Annotated in this window: 18 protein-coding genes; 13 read left to right on the top strand and 5 right to left on the bottom strand. The window is 70.2% G+C overall.

Going from position 1 to position 19,093, the window contains the following annotated elements; genetic code table 11:
• Positions 1-35 precede the first annotated feature (35 nt).
• Positions 36-284: an acyl carrier protein gene (locus AB0P24_RS07790; RefSeq protein ID WP_070027634.1), complete on the top strand. Its 249-nt coding sequence runs from the start codon at positions 36-38 to the stop codon at positions 282-284.
• A gap of 85 nt (positions 285-369) precedes the next feature.
• Complete coding sequence (gene fabF, locus AB0P24_RS07785) at positions 370-1,632, top strand: beta-ketoacyl-ACP synthase II (RefSeq protein ID WP_365791322.1); 1,263 nt, start codon at positions 370-372, stop codon at positions 1,630-1,632.
• Between the two features lie 221 nt (positions 1,633-1,853).
• Here fabF and AB0P24_RS07780 read toward each other — a convergent pair whose 3' ends face one another.
• Positions 1,854-2,348: a DUF3145 domain-containing protein gene (locus AB0P24_RS07780; protein WP_217551622.1), complete on the bottom strand. Its 495-nt coding sequence runs from the start codon at positions 2,346-2,348 to the stop codon at positions 1,854-1,856.
• A gap of 252 nt (positions 2,349-2,600) precedes the next feature.
• Here AB0P24_RS07780 and AB0P24_RS07775 point away from each other — a divergent pair, with 252 nt between their 5' ends.
• The 3 genes from AB0P24_RS07775 to AB0P24_RS07765 all read left to right on the top strand — a co-directional run bounded on the left by AB0P24_RS07775 (position 2,601) and on the right by AB0P24_RS07765 (position 6,028).
• Positions 2,601-3,500 carry an SGNH/GDSL hydrolase family protein gene (locus AB0P24_RS07775; protein WP_365791321.1) on the top strand — a complete coding sequence of 300 codons (900 nt, stop codon included), beginning with the start codon at positions 2,601-2,603 and terminating at the stop codon, positions 3,498-3,500.
• 22 nt (positions 3,501-3,522) lie between these two features.
• Positions 3,523-4,497 carry an aldose epimerase family protein gene (locus AB0P24_RS07770; RefSeq protein ID WP_365791320.1) on the top strand — a complete coding sequence of 325 codons (975 nt, stop codon included), beginning with the start codon at positions 3,523-3,525 and terminating at the stop codon, positions 4,495-4,497.
• Positions 4,498-4,792: 295 nt separating this feature from the next.
• A complete protein-coding gene (locus AB0P24_RS07765) occupies positions 4,793-6,028 on the top strand; it encodes a pyroglutamyl peptidase (RefSeq protein WP_365791319.1) in 1,236 nt (411 codons plus the stop codon).
• Here the strand turns inward: AB0P24_RS07765 and AB0P24_RS07760 are convergent.
• Positions 6,018-6,806 (bottom strand): EI24 domain-containing protein, encoded by a 789-nt coding sequence (locus AB0P24_RS07760; RefSeq protein WP_365791318.1) that lies wholly within the window; start codon positions 6,804-6,806, stop codon positions 6,018-6,020. The two genes, AB0P24_RS07765 and AB0P24_RS07760, sit on opposite strands and share 11 nt — an antisense overlap.
• Before the next feature lie 287 nt (positions 6,807-7,093).
• On the opposite strand from AB0P24_RS07760, the gene AB0P24_RS07755 reads away from it, so the two are divergent.
• Positions 7,094-8,254, top strand: coding sequence for a serine hydrolase domain-containing protein (locus AB0P24_RS07755; RefSeq protein ID WP_365791317.1), 1,161 nt, complete (start codon positions 7,094-7,096; stop codon positions 8,252-8,254).
• A 192-nt stretch (positions 8,255-8,446) separates the two neighbouring features.
• Here AB0P24_RS07755 and AB0P24_RS07750 read toward each other — a convergent pair whose 3' ends face one another.
• Positions 8,447-9,445 (bottom strand): NADP-dependent oxidoreductase, encoded by a 999-nt coding sequence (locus AB0P24_RS07750; RefSeq protein WP_365791316.1) that lies wholly within the window; start codon positions 9,443-9,445, stop codon positions 8,447-8,449.
• Positions 9,446-9,536: 91 nt separating this feature from the next.
• On the opposite strand from AB0P24_RS07750, the gene AB0P24_RS07745 reads away from it, so the two are divergent.
• Positions 9,537-9,989 (top strand): MarR family transcriptional regulator, encoded by a 453-nt coding sequence (locus AB0P24_RS07745; RefSeq protein ID WP_365791315.1) that lies wholly within the window; start codon positions 9,537-9,539, stop codon positions 9,987-9,989.
• Between the two features lie 37 nt (positions 9,990-10,026).
• On the opposite strand, the gene AB0P24_RS07740 is transcribed toward AB0P24_RS07745, so the two are convergent.
• Both AB0P24_RS07740 and AB0P24_RS07735 read right to left on the bottom strand, forming a co-directional pair.
• On the bottom strand, positions 10,027-10,500 hold the full coding sequence (locus AB0P24_RS07740) for a carboxymuconolactone decarboxylase family protein (protein WP_365791314.1): 474 nt from the start codon (positions 10,498-10,500) through the stop codon (positions 10,027-10,029).
• Between the two features lie 195 nt (positions 10,501-10,695).
• Positions 10,696-11,430: a hypothetical protein gene (locus AB0P24_RS07735; protein WP_365791313.1), complete on the bottom strand. Its 735-nt coding sequence runs from the start codon at positions 11,428-11,430 to the stop codon at positions 10,696-10,698.
• 320 nt (positions 11,431-11,750) lie between these two features.
• Here AB0P24_RS07735 and AB0P24_RS07730 point away from each other — a divergent pair, with 320 nt between their 5' ends.
• The 6 genes from AB0P24_RS07730 (at position 11,751) to mmsB (ending at position 19,091) form a co-directional block, all read left to right on the top strand.
• On the top strand, positions 11,751-12,908 hold the full coding sequence (locus AB0P24_RS07730; RefSeq protein WP_365791312.1) for a mandelate racemase/muconate lactonizing enzyme family protein: 1,158 nt from the start codon (positions 11,751-11,753) through the stop codon (positions 12,906-12,908).
• Positions 12,905-13,909, top strand: coding sequence for an alcohol dehydrogenase catalytic domain-containing protein (locus AB0P24_RS07725; protein WP_365791311.1), 1,005 nt, complete (start codon positions 12,905-12,907; stop codon positions 13,907-13,909). Before AB0P24_RS07730 ends, AB0P24_RS07725 begins: the two co-directional genes overlap by 4 nt.
• Positions 13,910-14,022: 113 nt before the next feature.
• Positions 14,023-15,000: a hypothetical protein gene (locus tag AB0P24_RS07720; protein WP_365791310.1), complete on the top strand. Its 978-nt coding sequence runs from the start codon at positions 14,023-14,025 to the stop codon at positions 14,998-15,000.
• A gap of 147 nt (positions 15,001-15,147) precedes the next feature.
• Positions 15,148-16,257 carry a multiple monosaccharide ABC transporter substrate-binding protein gene (gene chvE / locus AB0P24_RS07715; RefSeq protein WP_365791309.1) on the top strand — a complete coding sequence of 370 codons (1,110 nt, stop codon included), beginning with the start codon at positions 15,148-15,150 and terminating at the stop codon, positions 16,255-16,257.
• 42 nt (positions 16,258-16,299) lie between these two features.
• Positions 16,300-17,850, top strand: coding sequence for a multiple monosaccharide ABC transporter ATP-binding protein (gene mmsA / locus AB0P24_RS07710; RefSeq protein WP_365791308.1), 1,551 nt, complete (start codon positions 16,300-16,302; stop codon positions 17,848-17,850).
• The gene (mmsB, locus tag AB0P24_RS07705) at positions 17,847-19,091 is read left to right on the top strand and encodes a multiple monosaccharide ABC transporter permease (RefSeq protein ID WP_365791307.1); all 1,245 of its coding nucleotides are present in this window, start codon (positions 17,847-17,849) and stop codon (positions 19,089-19,091) included. Before mmsA ends, mmsB begins: the two co-directional genes overlap by 4 nt.
• Positions 19,092-19,093: the final 2 nt, after the last annotated feature.

Raw genomic sequence — 19,093 nt, 5'->3', positions numbered from 1 at the left:
CAACCGTCTGGAACATCTAAGAAGGAGCGCCTCACATGGCCGCCACTCAGGAAGAGATCGTCGAAGGTCTCGCCGAGATCGTGAACGAGATCGCCGGCATCCCGGTTGAGGACGTCCAGCTGGACAAGTCCTTCACCGACGACCTGGACGTCGACTCGCTGTCCATGGTCGAGGTCGTCGTCGCCGCCGAAGAGCGCTTCGACGTCAAGATCCCGGACGAGGACGTCAAGAACCTCAAGACCGTCGGCGACGCGACCGAATACATCCTCAAGCACCAGGCCTGAGGCAGTTAACTAGCCTCCGGCTGCAATGCCCCGCCACCCGGCGGTGGCGCCGTCGAATCCCGTATCCGTTGGAGAAAGAATTCCCGTGAGCCCGACCAATCGCACCGTGGTCGTCACCGGTATCGGCGCAACCACACCGCTGGGTGGCGACGCAGCTTCGTTCTGGGAGGCCCTGGTCGCCGGCAAGTCCGGCGTCCGCCTCCTGGAGCAGGACTGGGCGGCCGACCTGCCCGTCCGGATCGCGGCGCAGATCGCCGTGGAACCCGGCGAGATCATCCCGCGCCCGCAGGCCCGCAAGCTGGACCGGTCCGCGCAGTTCGCGCTGATCGCCGCCAAGGAGGCCTGGCAGGACGCCGGTTTCACCGCCAGGGCCGGTGAGGACGCGTCCGCCAACCCCGACCGGGTCGGCACCGTCATCGCCTCCGGCATCGGCGGTGTGACGACCCTGCTGGACCAGTACGACGTACTCAAGGAGAAGGGCGTACGCCGCGTCTCCCCGCACACCGTGCCGATGCTGATGCCCAACTCGCCGGCCGCCAACGTCGGTATCGAGCTGGGCGCGCGGGCCGGTGTGCACACGCCCGTGTCGGCCTGCGCCTCCGGCGCCGAGGCCATCGGGTACGCCATCGAGATGATCCGCACCGGCCGTGCGGACGTCGTCGTGGCCGGCGGCACCGAGGCGGCGATCCACCCGCTGCCCATCGTCGCGTTCGGCAACATGATGGCGATGTCCAAGAACAACGACGACCCCGAGGGCGCGTCGCGCCCCTACGACTCCGGCCGTGACGGCTTCGTCCTCGGCGAGGGCGCGGGCGTGATCGTCCTGGAGTCCGAGGAGCACGCGAAGGCGCGCGGGGCGCGTATCTACGCGGAGGCGGTCGGCCAGGGCATCTCGGCCGACGCGCACCACATCACGCAGCCGGAGCCGTCGGGCAACGGCATCGCGCACGCGCTGCAGAACCTGCTCGACAACACGGATCTGAAGCCGGCCGAGATCATGCACGTCAACGCGCACGCCACGTCCACGCCGCAGGGTGACGTGGCCGAGATCAAGGCGCTGCGGAAGGTGTTCGGCGACGACGTCGACCACATGGCCATCTCCGCGACCAAGTCGATGACCGGTCATCTGCTGGGTGGTGCCGGCGGTATCGAGACCGTCGCGTCGATCCTGGCGCTGGTGAACCGGACGGCTCCGCCGACCATCAACCTCGACGATCTCGACCCCGAGGTCAACGCGGACGTGGTGCGGGGCGAGGCGCGTCAGCTGCCCGAGGGCAGGATCGCCGTGCTGAACGACTCGTTCGGGTTCGGTGGGCACAACGTGGTGCTCGCGTTCAGGACCGTCTGAGGTTTCCTGCCGTGAGCGGCGTGTGGCCCGGACTCCTAGTCGGAGTTCGGGCCACTTCGCGTTTCGTCGTCGGCTGACGGCCCGGTGGGGGCTGGTCGCGCCCACCCGCGCCCCTAAAAGACCAGGAGCGAGCGCCCCTTCAGGGGCGCGGGGAACTGCGCGGCCAGCCACGACGGCGCCGCAGTCGCCCGACGGCAGTCGCGGCACTTCCGACGGCGCTCTCAGACCACCTGGTGGAGCCAGCGGACCGGCGCGCCCTCGCCCGCGTAGCGGAACGGCTCCAGTTCGTCGTCCCAGGGCTTGCCCAGCAGCTTGGCGATCTCCGCTTCCAGGTTGGTCTCGCCGCGCTGGGAGCGGGTCAGGGCGGCCCTGAGGCGGTCCTCCGGGATGAGGATGTCGCCGTGGATTCCGGTGACCGCGTGGAAGATGCCGAGGTCGGGGGTGCAGCTGTAGCGCTCGCCCTCGGCCTTCGCACAGGGTTCGGCCGTGACCTCGAAGCGGAGCAGGTGCCAGCCGCGCAGCGCGGACGCCAGTTTGGAGGCCGTGCCGACCTCGCCCTGCCAGGAGAACTCGGAGCGCCAGGTGCCGGGGGCGGCCGGCTGGCGGATCCAGTCGAGGTTGACGCGCGTGCCGAGCACCCCGGCGACGGCCCACTCGACATGCGGGCACAGCGCGCGCGGCGCGGAGTGCACGTACAGAACTCCACGTGTCGTCACCGGAACCTCCGGGCAGAGCGGGACATCTTGCTTGCTGGCTGGCGGCAGTGACACGACGGCCGCGTTGATGGCGAGGCTACCGTGCGGTGGCGCAAGGAGTGTGACGTACCGTCGGTCCCGCGGCCAGGAAACCTCCGCCATTCACCCAGGGGGACGCTTGTACGGGGGTGGTCCGTTGCAGGGCGCGGGCGGGAACTCCCGTGCGTTGTTATGAAGGGGGACGAACTGGCCGACGGAGAGGACCGACGGGGTATGCGCAAGCAGCGACGCCGGGGTTCGCGTGCCCTGGCAGGCGCCGTCGCCGTCACCGCCGCGCTGGGGGTGGCCGGGTGTGGCGTCCTGGGCGATTCCTCCGGCTCGTCGAAGAGCGAGCGGACACGGGCCGCACGGACCGTGCGGGTGTGGGACCGCAGTCCGGCCTCGATCGCGGCCGTCGGTGACTCCATCACCCGCGGCTTCGACGCCTGCACGGTGCTCTCGGACTGTCCGGAGGTGTCCTGGGCGACCGGCACCAGTGACCAGGTGGACAGCCTGGCGGTACGGCTGCTGGGGCGGGCCAGGGCGGCCGACCACAGCTGGAACTACGCGGAGACCGGCGCCCGGATGGCCGACCTGCCGGGTCAGATGGCCGACGCGGTGGTGCGAAAGCCGCAGTTGGTGACGGTGATGGTGGGGGCCAACGACGCCTGCCGTACCTCGGTGCGGGCGATGACCTCGGTGGCTGACTTCCGCGCCGAGTTCGAGGACGCGCTGGGCACCCTGCGCAGGTCGCTGCCGAAGACGCAGGTGTACGTGGCGAGCGTGCCGAACCTGAAGCGGCTGTGGTCCGAGGGGCGGACCAATCCGCTGGGCAAGCAGGTGTGGAAGCTGGGCATCTGCCCGTCCATGCTGTCCGACGCGGACGATCTGACCAGCGCGGCGACCGTGCGCCGGGACAAGGTGCAGCAGCGCGTCGAGGAGTACAACAAGGTGCTGGAGGAGGTCTGTGCCAAGGACCGGCGGTGCCGGTTCGACGGCGGGGCGGTGTACGCGTACCGCTTCGGGACCGATCAGCTCAGTCACTGGGACTGGTTCCATCCGAGCGCCGACGGCCAGTCGAAGCTCGCGGCGATCGCCTACCGCGCCATCACCGCGGCGGAGCCGCTGGCCTGACCCTTGCCTTAGGGTTTTCCACATGAGTGAACTTTTCGGCACACTTTCCGACGGCACCGAGGTGCACCGCTGGACGCTGGAGCGCGCGGGGACCCGGGTGCGGGTGCTGTCGTACGGCGGGATCGTGCAGTCGGTCGAGGTCCCGGACCGGGACGGGCGGACGGCGGACGTGGTGCTGGGGTTCGCCGGCCTGGACGGCTACCTGGAGAACCCGGGGCCCTACTTCGGCGCCGTGGTCGGCCGGTACGCGAACCGGATCGCGCAGGCCCGCTTCCCGCTGGACGGCGTGAGCTACGCCCTGGAGCCGAACAACGCGCCCAACTCCCTGCACGGCGGCGCCCGCGGTTTCGACAAGCGGGTGTGGGAGGTGGCGGCCGTCGAGCACGGGGTGCGGCTGTCGCGGGTGAGTCCGCACGGGGAGGAGGGGTTCCCGGGGCGGCTGGCGGTCGCCGTGACGTACACGCTGGACGACTCCGGCGCGCTGCGCATCTCCTACGAGGCGGTCACCGACGCGCCGACCGTCGTGAACCTCACCAACCACAGCTACTTCAACCTGGCGGGCTCCGGAAACGCGGGCGGCCATGAACTGCGGATCGCGGCCTCGCGCTACACCCCCGTGGACGACGACCTGATCCCGACGGGGGTGCTGAAGGACGTCTCGGGCTCCCGGTTCGACTTCCGTACCGCCCGCAAGGTCGGCTCCGGCTACGACCACAACCTCGTCCTCGACAAGGGGGTGACCGAGGAGCCGGTGGAGATCGCCGAGCTGCACGACCCGGGGTCCGGGCGCATCCTCACCGTCGCCACCACCGAACCCGGCGTCCAGCTCTACACCGCCGAGCACCTGACGGGCCCCTTCGACCCCGGCGACGGTGTCGCCCTGGAGACCCAGCACTTCCCGGACTCCCCCAACCGGCCGGAGTTCCCGAGCACGCGCCTGGAGCCGGGCTCGGTGTACCGCTCGGAGACGGTGTACGGCTTCGGCGTGCGGGACTGACACCGCCGACGGCACACAAGCCCCGGTCCAGGGGTCAGGTCCCGGACCGGGGCTGCTCAGGGGGGAGCACGTCCCGGCTCCGACCTTAGCGTGGCTGCGGGCCCACGGCCGGTGATCGGGCGTCGTGTCGCGATCTCGTACGAACCCTTCACAAACGCCCACGAATCATCTCCCGTCCCGCGGACCGGTGGAGTGACCCCTGGTGTAGACCACGGCGTAGACCAATGCGCGGCCCGCACGCGATACTGCGCCCGATCGGCACCACGCACCCCACTGCGACGGAAGGCCAACTCCCTTGACTTCCCTACGTGTTCGGATCGGCATCCTCGGCATCGTGCTGCTGGCCGGGGGACTTGCCCCCAGCGCGGCGCACGCCACGACCGCCCCCTCCCCCACCGTCGAGGAGCAGCGACTCGACCAGGCGGTGCCCCAGGAGATACTCCGGCGGTCCGGGTTCGACGACGTGGCACCGGAGTTCGCGCGAGCCCTGGCGGGCGCGCACTCCTACGCGCAGGCCCGGCGGGTCGTCGAACGGCGCGGTTCGGTGCTGTGGCGGCGGGCCGTGGACCGGGCTCAGGGGCGGGGGCCGGCGGGGGGTGATCTCAGCCGGGACGACGACCGGCCGCTGTACTGGGCGCGGCTCGGGATGACCCGGCAGGTGCGCACCTGGGAGCCCGGCTTCCGGGTGAGCGAGCGGCAGCGGGCGGCTCTGCTGGACGTGCTGGAGCAGAGCTCGCGGGGGCAGACGGACATCCGGTATCCGGGCAAGGGCGTGCGGCGGATCCTCGTCACCGGGTTCGACCCGTTCACGCTCGACCGGGACATCCGGATCTCCAATCCGTCCGGGGCGAGCGCGCTGGCCCTGGACGGGACGGTGATCGAGACCGGCGAGGGGCCCGCGCGGGTCGAGGCGGCCGTCTTCCCGGTGCGCTGGGACGACTTCGCGGCGGGGACGGTGGAGCGGACCCTGCGGCCGTACCTGCCGAAGGTGGACCTGTTCACGACGGTGAGCCAGGGGCGGGTCGGGCGGTTCGACGTGGAGCGGACGAACGGGGCCTGGCGGGGCGGGTTCCCGGACAACGAGAACGTGAGCCGGACCGGGACCGTCCCGGTCGCCGACCCGGCCTCGCAGCCGCAGTGGACGACCACCACGCTTCCCTACGCGGCGATCGTGGCGGCGGACACGGGGCGTTTCCCGGTGTACGACCACACCGAGGTGACCGAGATCCCGGCGGGCGGCGGCGATCCCGTCGTACGGGCGGACGGGCCGACCGCCGGGTCCACCGCCCGGGCCGGGGGCGGCGGGAACTACCTGTCCAACGAGATCGCCTACCGGGCCACGCTGCTGCGCGACCGGCTCGGGCTGCACGACACGCTGCCCGGCGGGCATGTGCACACGCCGGTGCTGGAGTTCGGCGCCGGGAACACCACGGAGGTGACCGATCCGGAGTTCGTGCGCAACCGGGTGGACATCATCGACCAGGTGCGGGCCATCGTGACCGTGGCCGCCGACGCCTCCTTCAGGAGCTGACGGGTTCGTCCGCCCGCTCGTCCGCCTCCGCCGTCTCCTCGCCCAGCAGGTCCCGGGCGAGGAGGGTGGCGCCCGCGACCGCGCCCGGCATCAGGAACACCGCGACGAACGGGACCAGGAAGGCCAGGCCGAGCGGGGTGCCGAAGCCCCACACCAGGGTCTTGCGGGAACGCAGCAGGGTGAGCCGGGCGCGCAGGTCGACGCCCCGGCGCTGGAGGGCGACGGCGGCGAGTTCCTCGGTGAGGAAGAAGCCGGTCACGAAGAAGCCGACGACGGGGACGACGGTCTGTCCGACGAAGGGCAGGAAGCCGAGGGCGAAGAGGAGCACGCCCCACAGGCAGGCGCGGACCAGGATGCGCAGGCTGTCCCGGGCCGAGATCCACAGCTCGCGCCAGAACGGCAGCCCGGACTCGGGCGCGGTGCCGTCGGGCGAGACGTCCGCGTCGACCTTCTCGGAGAGGTTCTCGTAGAACGGCTGGCCCACCAGCAGCGTCACCGCGGTGAAGGTGAGGACGGCGAGCAGCAGGCCGAGGGCGAACAGGACGGCGGTGAGGAAGCCGCGGAAGAGGCCGAGCCAGGGGCTGGACCAGTCGTCGGCGAACGGGGTGGCCCAGGCGACGAAGTCCTCTCCCCCTGTCGCGAGGGCGACCAGGGCGGCCGCGTAGAGGACGAGGGTGATCAGGCCGGGCAGCAGACCGAAACCGAACTGCCTGCCGTGCCGGCCGACCCACCGCTGGCCCTTGAGGAGATAACCGAAACCCGCCCCGAGATCACGCATGGCGAAAACTTTACCGGCGTGCTCAGGGGGTGCGGTGAGGGGAATCGTCGCCATGGGCCGGGCGCTGCGCCACGGTGGGTGTCTCCGCGCCGTGTCCGCCTCAGCACGCCTCGGTTGAGTCGAACAGGTACATCTCGCCGTACCGATCTCAGGAACCCGCAGAGGAGGTGGGCGTGCACCCTGCGCCGGCCTCTGTTGCGGGATTGTCCGAAGGGGCAGGTCGCCCGGGTGGGCAGGGCGTTGTTCACAGTGGGAGCTGCCCCCGGCGGCTCGGTTGAGGAGAGCGGATGACGCAGGAGATCACCGTCCAGGGCACGGTCGCGGAGGGCTTCGAGGCGGTGCGCGAGGAGTTCGCCGCCTTCGTCGCCGGCGAACCGGCCGACTACGAGGGGCAGTTGTGTGCGTACGTCCACGGCCGGCGGGTCGTCGATCTGTGGGCGGGCGAGGGGGCCGGCGGGGACTCCCTGTACGGCGTGTTCTCGTCCACCAAGGGAGCGGCGCACCTGGTCGTGGCGATGCTGGTGCAGGACGGCACGCTGGAACTGGACCGTAAAGTCACCTACTACTGGCCGGAGTTCGCCGCGGAGGGCAAGGGCGCGCTGACCCTGCGGGACCTGCTCGCGCACCGGGCGGGCCTGGTCGGCACCGACACCGGGTTCAGCCCGCAGGAACTGGCCGACGACCGGGCGATGGCCGAACGCCTCGCCGACCAGCGGCCGTTCTGGCGCCCGGGTACGGCCTTCGGCTACCACGCCCTGGTGATCGGGGCGCTCACCGGCGAGGTGGTGCGGCGCGCGACCGGCCGTACCCTCCAGGACGTGTACGAGGAGCGGGTCCGGGCCCCCTACGGCCTCGACTTCTTCCTGGGCCTGCCGGCCGCGCACGAGCCGCGTTTCCGCACCACCCTGCCGATGCGGCCGACGCCCGAGCAGCAGGCCCTGCTCGACTCCGTCCCGCCCGGCCCGCAGACCCTGGCGGGGATCGCCTTCAACAAGCACACGGCCGAGCCCACGGACCTGGCGGCCCTCCCGAACGACCGGCGGGTCCGTGCCAAGGGCCCCGCCTCCTTCGGCGGGGTGGCGTCGGCACGCGGTCTGGCCGGGATGTACGCGGCCCTGCTCAGCGAGATCGGCGGCAAGGCCCCGCTGCTGAAGGAGGACACGGTCGCCGAGTTCGGCCAGTTCCACTCGGTGGGGTACGACCTGGTGGCCCGCGCCCACAAGGCGTACGGCCTGGGCTTCCAGGCGACGGCCGACACCTGGCACCCCTTCCTCGGCGCGGGCACGATCGGCCACAGCGGCGCGGCGGGCTCCCAGGCGTTCGCGGATCCGCGGAGCGGGGTCGCCTACGGCTACACGCGAAGGAGGTTCGCGTTTCCGGGAGGTGCGGCACCGGAGAACAACGCCCTGGCGATGGCCGTGCACAGAGCCGTGCTCGAGACGCGCTGAACGCGACCCGCCCAAAAGGGGCGCGGGGCTGTGGCCGATATGCGGCTACCGCCGCGTGGGCGCGAGCGGCCGCACACGGCCCGCACCCGGCGGGGAACCGCCCCCGGCACACGAGAGGCCGCACCCCACGTCCAGGGATGCGGCCTCCGCACGGCGCGACGACCACGGCCGTACCGGCGTCACGCGAACGCGTCAGAGCTTGACGATCATCTTGCCGGTGTTGTCGCCGCGCAGGACCCCGAGGAACGCCTCCAGGTTGTTCTCGATGCCCTCGACGACCGTCTCGCGGTACTTGAGCTGCCCGGAGGCCACCCACGGACCGACCTCGGCGACGAACTGCGGCTGGAGGTCGTAGTGGTCGCCGACCAGGAACCCCTCGATCCGGCCGCGGGTCTGGATGAGCCGGGCGAGGTTCTTCGGGCCGGGGACGGGCTCGGTGCTGTTGTAGACGGAGATCATGCCGCAGATCGCGATCCGGCCGCCCCGGTTCAGCCGGCCGATGGCCGCCTCCAGGTGGTCGCCGCCGACGTTGTCGAAGTAGACGTCCACGCCGTCGGGCGCGGCGGCGCGCAGTTGCTCGCTCACCGGGCCGTTCTTGTAGTTGAAGGCCGCGTCGAAGCCGTACTCCTCGACCAGCAGCTTGACCTTCTCGTCGGAGCCGGCCGAGCCGATCACCCGCGAGGCGCCCTTGAGCCTGGCGATCTGGCCGACCTGGCTGCCGACCGCGCCGGCCGCGCCGGAGACGAAGACCGAGTCGCCCTCCTTGAAGGAGGCGGTGCGCAGCAGGCCCGCGTAGGCGGTGAGGCCGGTCATGCCGAGGACGCCGAGGTACGCCGACAGGGGCGCGGCCGCCGCGTCGACCTTGACGGCGTTCTTCGCGTCCACGACCGCGTACTCGCGCCAGCCGAGGAAGTGCAGGACGTGGTCGCCGGCCGCGATGCCCTCGGCGTTCGACTCGACGACCTCGCCGACGGCGCCGCCCTGCATGACCTTGCCCAGGTCGAAGGGGGCGACGTACGACTTCGCGGCACTCATCCGGCCGCGCATGTACGGGTCGACGGAGAGGTACTTGTTCCGTACCAGCACCTGTCCCTCACCCGGCGTGCGGACCTCCGCCTCGACCAGGGCGAAGTCCTCGGACTTCGGCCAGCCGACGGGACGGCTGAGCAGGTGCCACTCGCGGTTGATCATGACATGCGCCTTTCCGAGAATACTTCAGTACCTGAAACAACCATGCTCCTGAATATTTCAGGATGTCAAGTAACACGCTACCCTGGAGTTCATGTCCACCTCACAGTCCAGCCCCGCGCGGACCCGCAGACCCGACGCCCTGACCCTGGAGGTCGTCGAGCTCATCGGAAACGTCGTGTCCCGTTTCTACGCTGACTACGAGGAGGCGGCGGGCGAGCACGCCCTCACCGGGGCGCAGGCGCGGCTGCTCAGCCTGCTGTCGCTGGAGCCGCTGCCGATGCGGAAGCTGGCGCAGAAGCTGAAGTGCGAGCCGTCCAACGTGACGGGGATCGTGGACCGGCTGGAGGCCCGCGGGCTCGTGGAGCGGCGGCCCGACCCGGCGGACCGCCGGGTGAAGCTGGCCGCGGCGACGGACGAGGGCCGCCGGGTCGCCCGTGACCTGCGCGAGGGCCTGCGCTTCGCGCGCGAACCGCTGGCGGGACTGTCGGACGAGGAGCGGCTGTCACTGCGGGACCTGCTGCGCAGCATGCTGGACGGTCATTAGGGGCCGGCACCTGACGGTGCCGGCCCCTCGGGGCGAGTTACGCGAACTGTCCGGGCCGGTAGTCGCCGGCCGGCTGCTGGAAGATGACGTTCAGCCGGTTGAAGGCGTTGATCGCGGCGATCGTCGCCACCAGGGCGACGAGTTCCTCCGAGTCGTAGTGCTTGGCGGCGTTCGCCCAGACCTCGTCCGGCACGCCGCCGGCCGCGTCGGCGATGCGGGTGCCCTGCTCGGCGAGTTCCAGAGCCGCGCGCTCGGCCTCGGTGAACACGGTGGCCTCGCGCCAGGCGCCGACCATGTGGAGGCGCTGCTGGGTCTCGCCGGCGGCGGCCGCGTCCTTCGTGTGCATGTCGAGGCAGAAGCCGCAGCCGTTGATCTGGCTGGCGCGGATCTTCACGAGCTCCAGGGTGGAGTCGGGGATCGACGTCTCGTGGGCGGCCTTGCCGGCGCCGACGAAGTGCTTGATCAGCTTGTTGGCGGTGGGGCTGGCGAAGAGGTTCAGGCGGGCTTCCATGGTGTGCTCCCTGTGGTGTGGCTCAGTGGGTTGCACACCTATGACGGAGCGGGTTCGCCGAATGTGACACGTTCACTGGATTTGCTTTGGCAGTGGTTCGGGTGCAGGGCGGTGGGGGCTGATCGCGCCGTTCCTCGCGCCGTTCCTCGCGCCCCTGAGGGGGCGCGCTCAAGGGGCGCGTGCGAGAAGTGCCCGCTACGTGCACCACCACAGGAACCGATTGCACGTCTGGCTCGGGGACGGGTCCGGCGACGGATCCGACGGCGCCGGGTCCGCCGTCGGCGTCGACGCTCCGGTGCCCGTCGGTGTCGCCGGGGCCGTCACCGTGCCCGAACCCGTCGTCGCCGACTGCGCGTCCGTGCCCTTCGGGGAGGCCGTCGGGGAGTCGGACGCCTTGTCCTTCGAGGAGGACGGGGACGGGGACGCGGAGGGGGTGCCCGAGGCGGAGCCCGTCGCGCCTGTCGCACCGGACGTGTCGCCAAGAGGCTGGGGGGTCGTACCCGGGGACGACGTGGACGTACCGCCGTCGGTCGTGCTGCCGTTCCCCGCGGCCGTGTCGGGGGTCGTGAACGGCAGGGAGTCCGTGCCGAGTTCGGCGAGGCTCAGACCGCCCGCCGCCAGTACGCACGCCACGGCCACCAGCAGGACCCTGCGGCGCCGGCGGCGATGGGCGGCGGCCTTGCGGTCGCGACGGCTTCCGCCGGGGCCTGGCGGGTCGTCGGCGCCCTCCTCGGCGTCCTCCTCGGCGGGGTTCTCGGCGGCCCGCCCCCGGCTCCGGCCGCCGCGGCCGCGTGCCGCCCTGCGCCGCTCGGCCCGGCCACCCGCCGGCGGTTCGTCGCCCTCGGCGTCGCCGTCGCCGTCGCCCTCGCCGTCCGGGCCGTACCCGTCGGCCGCGAACTCCTGCTCCGCGTACGGCGTTTCACCGGGCACAGCCGGTTCGGAGGGGGCCGCTTCCCGCGCTGACGCGCGTAGCGTTTCGGCGGCGGTGCCGCACCCCGGGCAGGCGAGCGCGCCGTTGAGGTGCCGTCGGCACGGGTGGCAGTAGTCCATGACGCGGGAAGAGTAAGTTCCCCGCGGGTCACATAACCAGGCACCTCTGTGAAGGTTCTGTGTCGGACCGAAAACCTATCGCAAGCCTTGCCGAAACCGTTACCTGTTCGACCCATTGACACCCCCGCCGCCCCATCCTTACTGTCACGCCAGCATTTCGAACGTGTGACGAAATCTCGAACAGCTGAGGGGCAACCGCCGTGCGCATCACCGGAATCAGCACACACGTGGTCGGGACGCCGTGGCGCAACCTGACGTACGTCCAGGTGCACACCGACGAGGGGATCACCGGAGTCGGCGAGACCCGGATGCTCGGTCACACCGACGCGCTGATCGGCTACCTGCGGGAGGCCGAGGCCAACCACATTCTCGGTTCGGACCCGTTCGCAGTGGAAGACCTCGTGCGCCGGATGAAGTACGGCGACTACGGCCGCGCGGGTGAGATCGTCATGTCCGGGATCGCCGTCGTCGAGATGGCCTGCTGGGACATCAAGGGCAAGGCGCTGGGCGTCCCGGTGTGGCAGCTGCTCGGCGGCAAGGTGACCGACAAGGTCAAGGCCTACGCCAACGGGTGGTACACCACCGAGCGGACCCCGGAGGCCTATCACAAGGCGGCCCAGGGGGTCATGGAGCGCGGGTACCGGGCGCTGAAGATCGACCCGTTCGGCACCGGGCACTTCGAGCTCGACCACGAGCAGACCCTGTACGCCGTGTCCCTCATCGAGGCCGTGCGGGACGCCATCGGACCGGACGCCGAGCTGATGCTGGAGATGCACGGCCGGTTCTCGCCCTCGACCGCGGTACGGCTCGTGCGCGAGCTCGCGCCCTTCAAGCCGGCCTGGCTGGAGGAGCCCTGCCCGCCGGAGAACCTGAAGGCGCTGGAGAAGGTGGCCGCCAAGGTCGACATCCCGGTCGCCACCGGTGAGCGCATCCACGACCGGATCGAGTTCCGCGAGCTCTTCGAGAGCCAGGCCGTGGACATCATCCAGCCGGACGTCGGCCATGTCGGTGGTATCTGGGAGACGCGCAAGCTCGCCGCCACCGCGGAGACGCACTATGTACTGGTCGCCCCGCACAACGTGGGCGGCTCCGTGCTCACCGCCGCCTCCCTCCAGGTCGGGTTCACCTCCCCGAACTTCAAGATCCTCGAACACTTCAACGACTTCGCCGACGCCGACATCAAGAAGGTGGTCAAGGGGGCGCCGCAGGTCGTGGACGGGTACTTCCACCTCTCCGACGCGCCGGGGCTCGGGGTCGAGTTCGACGCCGACGCGGCCGCCGAGTTCCCGCAGCAGCAGGCCCGGTTCGACCTGTGGGCCGACGGCTGGGAGCAGCGCAAGCCGAAGGGCACGAAGTGAGCTCGCGGGTCGTCGTCGAGGCGCCGGGCGCCCACCGGATCGAGGAGCACACGCCCCGCGAGCCCGGTCCCGGCGAGGCGCTGGTCGCCGTGCACGCGGTCGGTATTTGCGGAAGCGACCGCGAGGTGTACCAGGGAAACCGGCCCGAGGGGTATGTGCGCTACCCGCTGACGCCCGGCCACGAGTGGTCGGGGACCGTGTCGAAGGTGGGCCCCGGGGTGCCCGGCTCGCTCGTCGGCCGCAAGGTCGTCGGTGAGGGGTTCCGGAACTGCCAGGTCTGCGAGCGCTGCCACGCCGGCGAGACCACCCTGTGCACCGACGGCTACGAGGAGACCGGCTTCACCCAGCCGGGTGCCATGGCCGCCACCCTCACCATCCCGGCCCGCCTGCTGCACGCCCTCCCGGACGACGCCGACCTGACGGCCGCGGCTCTGCTGGAGCCCGCCGCCTGCATCGCGGCCGCCGCCCTCAAGGGCAACGCCCAGCCGGGTGAGCGGGTCGCGGTGGTCGGCACCGGGACGCTGGGCATGTTCGCCGTGCAGTTCCTGCGCGCGATCTCGCCGAGCGAGCTGCTGGTGGTGGGCACGCGCAACGACCGGGAGGCGCTGTCCCGGCGGTTCGGGGCGACCGGCTTCCGCACCAGGGACCAGGATCTGCCCGACGACTTCGACGTCGTCATCGAGACCGCCGGGTCCGCGTCCGCCGCGCGCACCGCCGCCTCCCTGCTCAGGCGCGGCGGACGCCTGGTCCTGACCGGTATCCCGGCCGCCGGTGCCGAGGGCCTGGACCCGACCGACCTCGTCGTACGCCAACTGGAGGTGCACACCGTCTTCGGGGCGCCGCCGGACGCCTGGGCGCACACGGTCCGCGTCTTCGGGGCCGGTCTCCTCGACCCGTTGCCGCTGGTCACGCACGAGCTGCCGCTGACCGAGTTCCCCCAGGCCATCGAGCTGGTGGGGGCCGGTGATCCGAAGGTGGGCAAGGTGCTGCTCCGTCCCTAGTCGTACGCCGGTCGCGGCGTGCCCTGACCTCGCCGTGACCGGCGTACCACCAAGCCTTTTCTCTGCCCCGAGCCGCGAACCTTGTCCGAAATACCGAACACGAAGGACAGCTTGTGACGACCGACGCTTCCGTTACGGCGGCCCGCCGACCCGGTGAGCAGGCGCTCACCGCCCTCGGTCTGGGCGCGCCCGCCCTCGACCCCGCCGACGCCTCCGCCCACAGCTTCCCGGGCGGCGGCAAGTGGCGCACCGAGATCCCCTCCTGCGAGGGTCCCGAGGCGCTGGCCGTCGTCCTGAAGGAGTCCTCGCGGCTCGACGTACCGATCCACCGGATCAGCCAGGGCAGCGGTGTGTGGATGCTCACCGACGCCGAGATCACCGAGATGGTCGAGGCGACGAACGAACGGGACATCGAGCTCTGCCTGTTCACCGGCCCGCGCGGCACCTGGGACATCGGCGGCTCGGTGCGCTCCGACTCGCGAGGGGGCGGACTGCGCGCCCGCGGCCACGACGCCGTCGCCGGGTGCGTCGAGGACGCCGTCCGGGCGACCGAGCTGGGCGTCAAGTGCCTGCTGGTCGCCGACGAGGGCGTGCTGTGGACGCTGCACCGGGCCCGGCAGGCCGGGATCATCCCGGCGGACACCACGCTGAAGGTGTCCGCGCTGGTCGGACCGGTCAACCCCGCCTCGTACGCGGTCTTCGAGCGCCTCGGCGCCGACTCCCTCAACGTGCCGAGCGACCTGACGCTCGATCACCTCACCGAGATCCGCCGGGTGTCCGGCGCCCCCATGGACATGTACATCGAGGCCCCCGACGACCTCGGCGGCTACGTCCGGATGTACGAGGTCGCCGAGCTGATCCGGCGCGGCGCGCCGATCTACCTGAAGTTCGGGCTGTCCAAGGCGCCCGGGATCTACCCGTGGGGCACCCATCTGCGGGACGTGACCCTGGACACCGCGCGGGAGCGGGTGCGGCGGGGGCGGCTGGCCCTGGATCTGCTGGCCCGGCACGGGGCGGACGGGGACATGGCGCCGCTGGGGTCGCGTCTGCCGGGGGTTCTCAACCGGTTCCCCGCTGAGGGCTCTGCCTGATGAACGTCAGGGGCTGCGGGTCCGTCGGGACTGGTCGCGCCCACGCGGCGGAGCCGCACATCAACCGCAGCCCCGCGCCCCTCGGGGCGCTTCGAACAGACCTTGCTTGACACATCTCAACGACGAGAAGAACAGGGACAGATCACCATGCGCACTCGTAGAAGCGCCCTCACCCTCATAGCCGGGGCCGCCTCGCTCGCTCTCACCCTGTCCGCCTGTGGGCAGAGCAGTGACGGCGGCAGCAAGGAGAGCAGCGGCAGCGCCAAGGGCGGCACGATCGGCATCGCGATGCCGACCAAGTCCTCCGAGCGTTGGATCAACGACGGCAACAACCTCGTCAAGGACATCAAGGCCAAGGGCTACAAGACCAAGCTGGTCTTCGGCGAGGACAACCCGGACACCCAGGTCTCGCAGATCGAGAACCTGATCACCGAGGGCGTCAAGGGCCTGGTCGTCGCGGCCATCGACAACAAGTCCCTGAACAACGTGCTCCAGGAGGCCGCGGACGCCAACATCCCGGTCATCGCCTACGACCGGCTGATCCTCGGCACCAAGAACGTCGACTACTACGCGTCCTTCGACAACGAGAAGGTCGGTGTCGAGCAGGGCACGTACATCGTGCACAAGCTGGGCCTGGACAGCGGCAAGAAGGGCCCGTTCAACATCGAGCTGTTCGCCGGCTCCAACGACGACAACAACACCAAGTACTTCTTCAACGGCGCGATGAGCGTGCTTCAGCCGTACATCGACAAGAAGCAGCTGGTGGTCAGGTCCGGCCAGACCGCGCTGAACAAGGTCACCACGCTGCGCTGGGACGGCGCGACCGCGCAGTCGCGCATGGAGGACATCCTCACCTCCTCCTACAAGTCCGCGAAGGTCGACGCGGTGCTCTCGCCCTACGACGGCATCTCGATCGGCATCATCGCCGCGCTGAAGTCGGACGGCTACGGCTCCGCCAGCCAGCCGCTGCCCGTCATCACCGGCCAGGACGCCGAGCTGGCCTCGGTGAAGTCGATCATCGCGGGCGAGCAGACGCAGACCGTCTACAAGGACCTCCGCAAGCTCGCCGAGGTCGCCGCGACCATGGTCGACGACGTGCTGAACAAGAAGACCCCGCAGGTCAACGACACCAAGACGTACGACAACGGCACCAAGGTCGTCCCCGCCTACCTGCTGCAGCCGGTGAGCGTCGACAAGTCGAACTACGAGGACGTCCTGGTCAAGGGCGGCTACTACACCGACGCCGAGCTCAAGTAATCCGCCGGCCCTGATCGACAAGCACTGATTGGAAGGCAGACCATGGCGGGACCCGTCCTGGAAATGCGCTCGATCGTCAAGACCTTTCCCGGCGTCAAGGCGCTGTCGGACGTCACCCTGACCGTCCGTCAGGGCGAGGTCCACGCCATCTGCGGGGAGAACGGGGCCGGCAAGTCGACCCTGATGAAGGTCCTCTCCGGCGTCCATCCGCACGGCAGCTACGGGGGTGAGATCCTCTTCGAGGGCGAGCCGTGCGCGTTCGGTGACATCCGGGCGAGCGAGCAGCGCGGCATCGTGATCATCCACCAGGAGCTGGCGCTGTCGCCGTACCTCTCGCTGGCGGAGAACATCTTCCTCGGCAACGAACACGCCAAGGGCGGGTTCATCGACTGGCGGCAGACCCTGCGGCACGCCACCGAACTGCTGCGCCGGGTCGGTCTCGACGACCACCCGGAGACCCGCGTCGCCGACATCGGCGTGGGCAAGCAGCAGCTGGTGGAGATCGCCAAGGCGCTGTCGAAGAAGGTGAAGCTGCTCATCCTGGATGAGCCGACGGCCGCGCTGAACGACGAGGACAGCGGCAAACTCCTCGACCTGATCCTGGAGCTGAAGAACCAGGGCATCACCTCGATCATCATCTCGCACAAGCTGAACGAGATCCGCCGGGTCGCCGATTCGGTGACGATCATCCGGGACGGCCACTCCATCGAGACCCTCGACGTGAAGTCGAAGGAGACGACGGAGGAGCGGATCATCGCGGGCATGGTCGGCCGCGACCTGGACCACCGCTTCCCGGAGCGGACTGCGTACGAGGGCGAGACGGACTCGGCGCCGGCCCTGGAGATCCGCAACTGGACCGTGCGGCACCCGATCGACCACGAGCGCAAGGTCGTCGACGACGTGTCGATCCACGTCCGGCGCGGGGAGATCGTCGGTATCGCGGGCCTGATGGGCGCCGGCCGCACCGAACTCGCGATGAGCGTCTTCGGGCGGTCCTACGGCCGCTACGACGGCGGCTCGGTCCTCAAGGACGGCACGGAGATCCGTACCAAGTCGGTCGCGGAGGCGGTCGGGCACGGCATCGCGTACGTCACCGAGGACCGCAAGCACTACGGCCTCAACCTCATCGACACCATCAACCGCAACATCTCGCTGACCGCGCTGAACAAGGTCGCACAGCGCGGGATCGTGGACGAGCACGAGGAGCGGCAGGTCTCCGAGGGCTACCGCAAGTCCATGAACATCAAGGCGCCGACGGTGTTCGAACCGGTGGGCAAGCTGTCGGGCGGCAACCAGCAGAAGGTCGTCCTCAGCAAGTGGATCTTCGCGGGTCCGGACGTGCTGATCCTCGACGAGCCGACCCGCGGGATCGACGTGGGCGCCAAGTACGAGATCTACACGGTCATCGACCAGCTCGCCGCCCAGGGCAAGGCGGTCGTCTTCATCTCCTCCGAGCTGCCCGAACTGCTCGGCATGTGCGACCGCATCTACACCATGGCCGCGGGCCGCCTGACCGGTGAGGTGCCGCGCGCCGAGGCCACTCAGGAAGTGCTGATGCGCCATATGACGAAGGACAAAGAGGTATCGCGATGAGCACGGATGTCACCGCCAAGAGCCCGGCGCCCGCGCCGCCGGGCAAGAGCGGATCGGCTGCCGGCACCGGCCTGGTCCAGCTGGTGCTCGACGGGCTGCGCCGCAACATGCGCCAGTACGGCATGCTGATCGCGCTCGGTCTGATCGTCGCCCTGTTCGCGGTGTGGACGAACGGGGACCTGCTGCTGCCGCGCAACGTCTCCAACCTGGTGCTGCAGAACAGCTACATCCTGATCCTCGCCATCGGCATGATGATGGTGATCATCGCCGGGCACATCGACCTGTCGGTCGGCTCGCTGACCGCGTTCGTGGGCGCCTTCGCGGCGGTGCTGACGGTCAACCACGGGGTGGCCTGGCCGGTCGCGATGATCCTGTGCCTGCTGATGGGCGCCGTGGCCGGCTCGCTACAGGGTGTGCTCATCGCCTACCTGGGCATACCGTCGTTCATCGTCACCCTCGCCGGGATGCTGCTCTTCCGCGGTCTCACCGAGATCCTGCTCCAGGGCCAGACCATCGGCCCGTTCCCGAACGGGCTACAGAAACTCGGCAACGGCTTCCTCCCCGAGGTGGGCCCCCACACCAACTACCACAACATCACGCTGCTGCTGGGCATCGTGCTGATCGCCGCGGTGGTCTGGCAGGAGTTCCGCGACCGGCGCCGCCAGCAGGAGTTCGCGCTGGACGTGCCGCCCACCCGGCTGTTCCTGCTCAAGCTGACCGCGCTGGTCGCCGCGATCCTCGTCCTCACGCTGCTGCTCGCCAGCTACAAGGGCGCCCCGATCATCCTGATCGTGCTGGGCGCGCTGGTCGTCGGCTACGGCTACGTGATGCGCAACGCGGTCTTCGGCCGGCACATCTACGCGATCGGCGGCAACCTGCCGGCGGCGAAGCTGTCCGGCGTCAAGGACAAGAAGGTCTCCTTCTACGTCTTCCTGAACATGGGCGTGCTCGCGGCCCTGGCCGGTCTGGTGGTAGCGGCCCGGCTGAACGCGGCCTCGCCGAAGGCGGGCGACGGCTTCGAACTGGAGGCGATCGCCTCCTCGTTCATCGGCGGCGCCTCCATGAGCGGCGGTGTCGGCACCATCCTCGGTGCCATCATCGGCGGTCTCGTCCTCGGCGTGCTGAACAACGGCATGAACCTCCTCAGCGTCGGCACCGACTGGCAGCAGGTCATCAAGGGCCTCGCCCTCCTCGCGGCGGTCGGCTTCGACGTGTGGAACAAGCGCAAGTCCGGTTCGTAGTC

The organism is Streptomyces sp. NPDC086519, from assembly GCF_040686075.1.
Taxonomy (GTDB): Bacteria; Actinomycetota; Actinomycetes; order Streptomycetales; family Streptomycetaceae; genus Streptomyces; species Streptomyces shenzhenensis.
This window is presented reverse-complemented; position numbering and strand designations above follow the sequence as displayed.

Excerpts from the sequence above, each read along its gene's own strand:
- AB0P24_RS07755 (WP_365791317.1), top strand. The coding sequence starts at position 7,094 with ATGACGCAGGAGATCACCGTCCAGGGCACGGTCGCGGAGGGCTTCGAG.
- AB0P24_RS07790 (WP_070027634.1), top strand. The coding sequence starts at position 36 with ATGGCCGCCACTCAGGAAGAGATCGTCGAAGGTCTCGCCGAGATCGTG.
- AB0P24_RS07745 (WP_365791315.1), top strand. The coding sequence starts at position 9,537 with ATGTCCACCTCACAGTCCAGCCCCGCGCGGACCCGCAGACCCGACGCC.
- AB0P24_RS07775 (WP_365791321.1), top strand. The coding sequence starts at position 2,601 with ATGCGCAAGCAGCGACGCCGGGGTTCGCGTGCCCTGGCAGGCGCCGTC.
- AB0P24_RS07760 (WP_365791318.1), bottom strand. The coding sequence starts at position 6,806 with ATGCGTGATCTCGGGGCGGGTTTCGGTTATCTCCTCAAGGGCCAGCGG.
- AB0P24_RS07750 (WP_365791316.1), bottom strand. The coding sequence starts at position 9,445 with ATGATCAACCGCGAGTGGCACCTGCTCAGCCGTCCCGTCGGCTGGCCG.
- AB0P24_RS07770 (WP_365791320.1), top strand. The coding sequence starts at position 3,523 with ATGAGTGAACTTTTCGGCACACTTTCCGACGGCACCGAGGTGCACCGC.
- mmsA (WP_365791308.1), top strand. The coding sequence starts at position 16,300 with ATGGCGGGACCCGTCCTGGAAATGCGCTCGATCGTCAAGACCTTTCCC.
- mmsB (WP_365791307.1), top strand. The coding sequence starts at position 17,847 with ATGAGCACGGATGTCACCGCCAAGAGCCCGGCGCCCGCGCCGCCGGGC.
- chvE (WP_365791309.1), top strand. The coding sequence starts at position 15,148 with ATGCGCACTCGTAGAAGCGCCCTCACCCTCATAGCCGGGGCCGCCTCG.
- AB0P24_RS07740 (WP_365791314.1), bottom strand. The coding sequence starts at position 10,500 with ATGGAAGCCCGCCTGAACCTCTTCGCCAGCCCCACCGCCAACAAGCTG.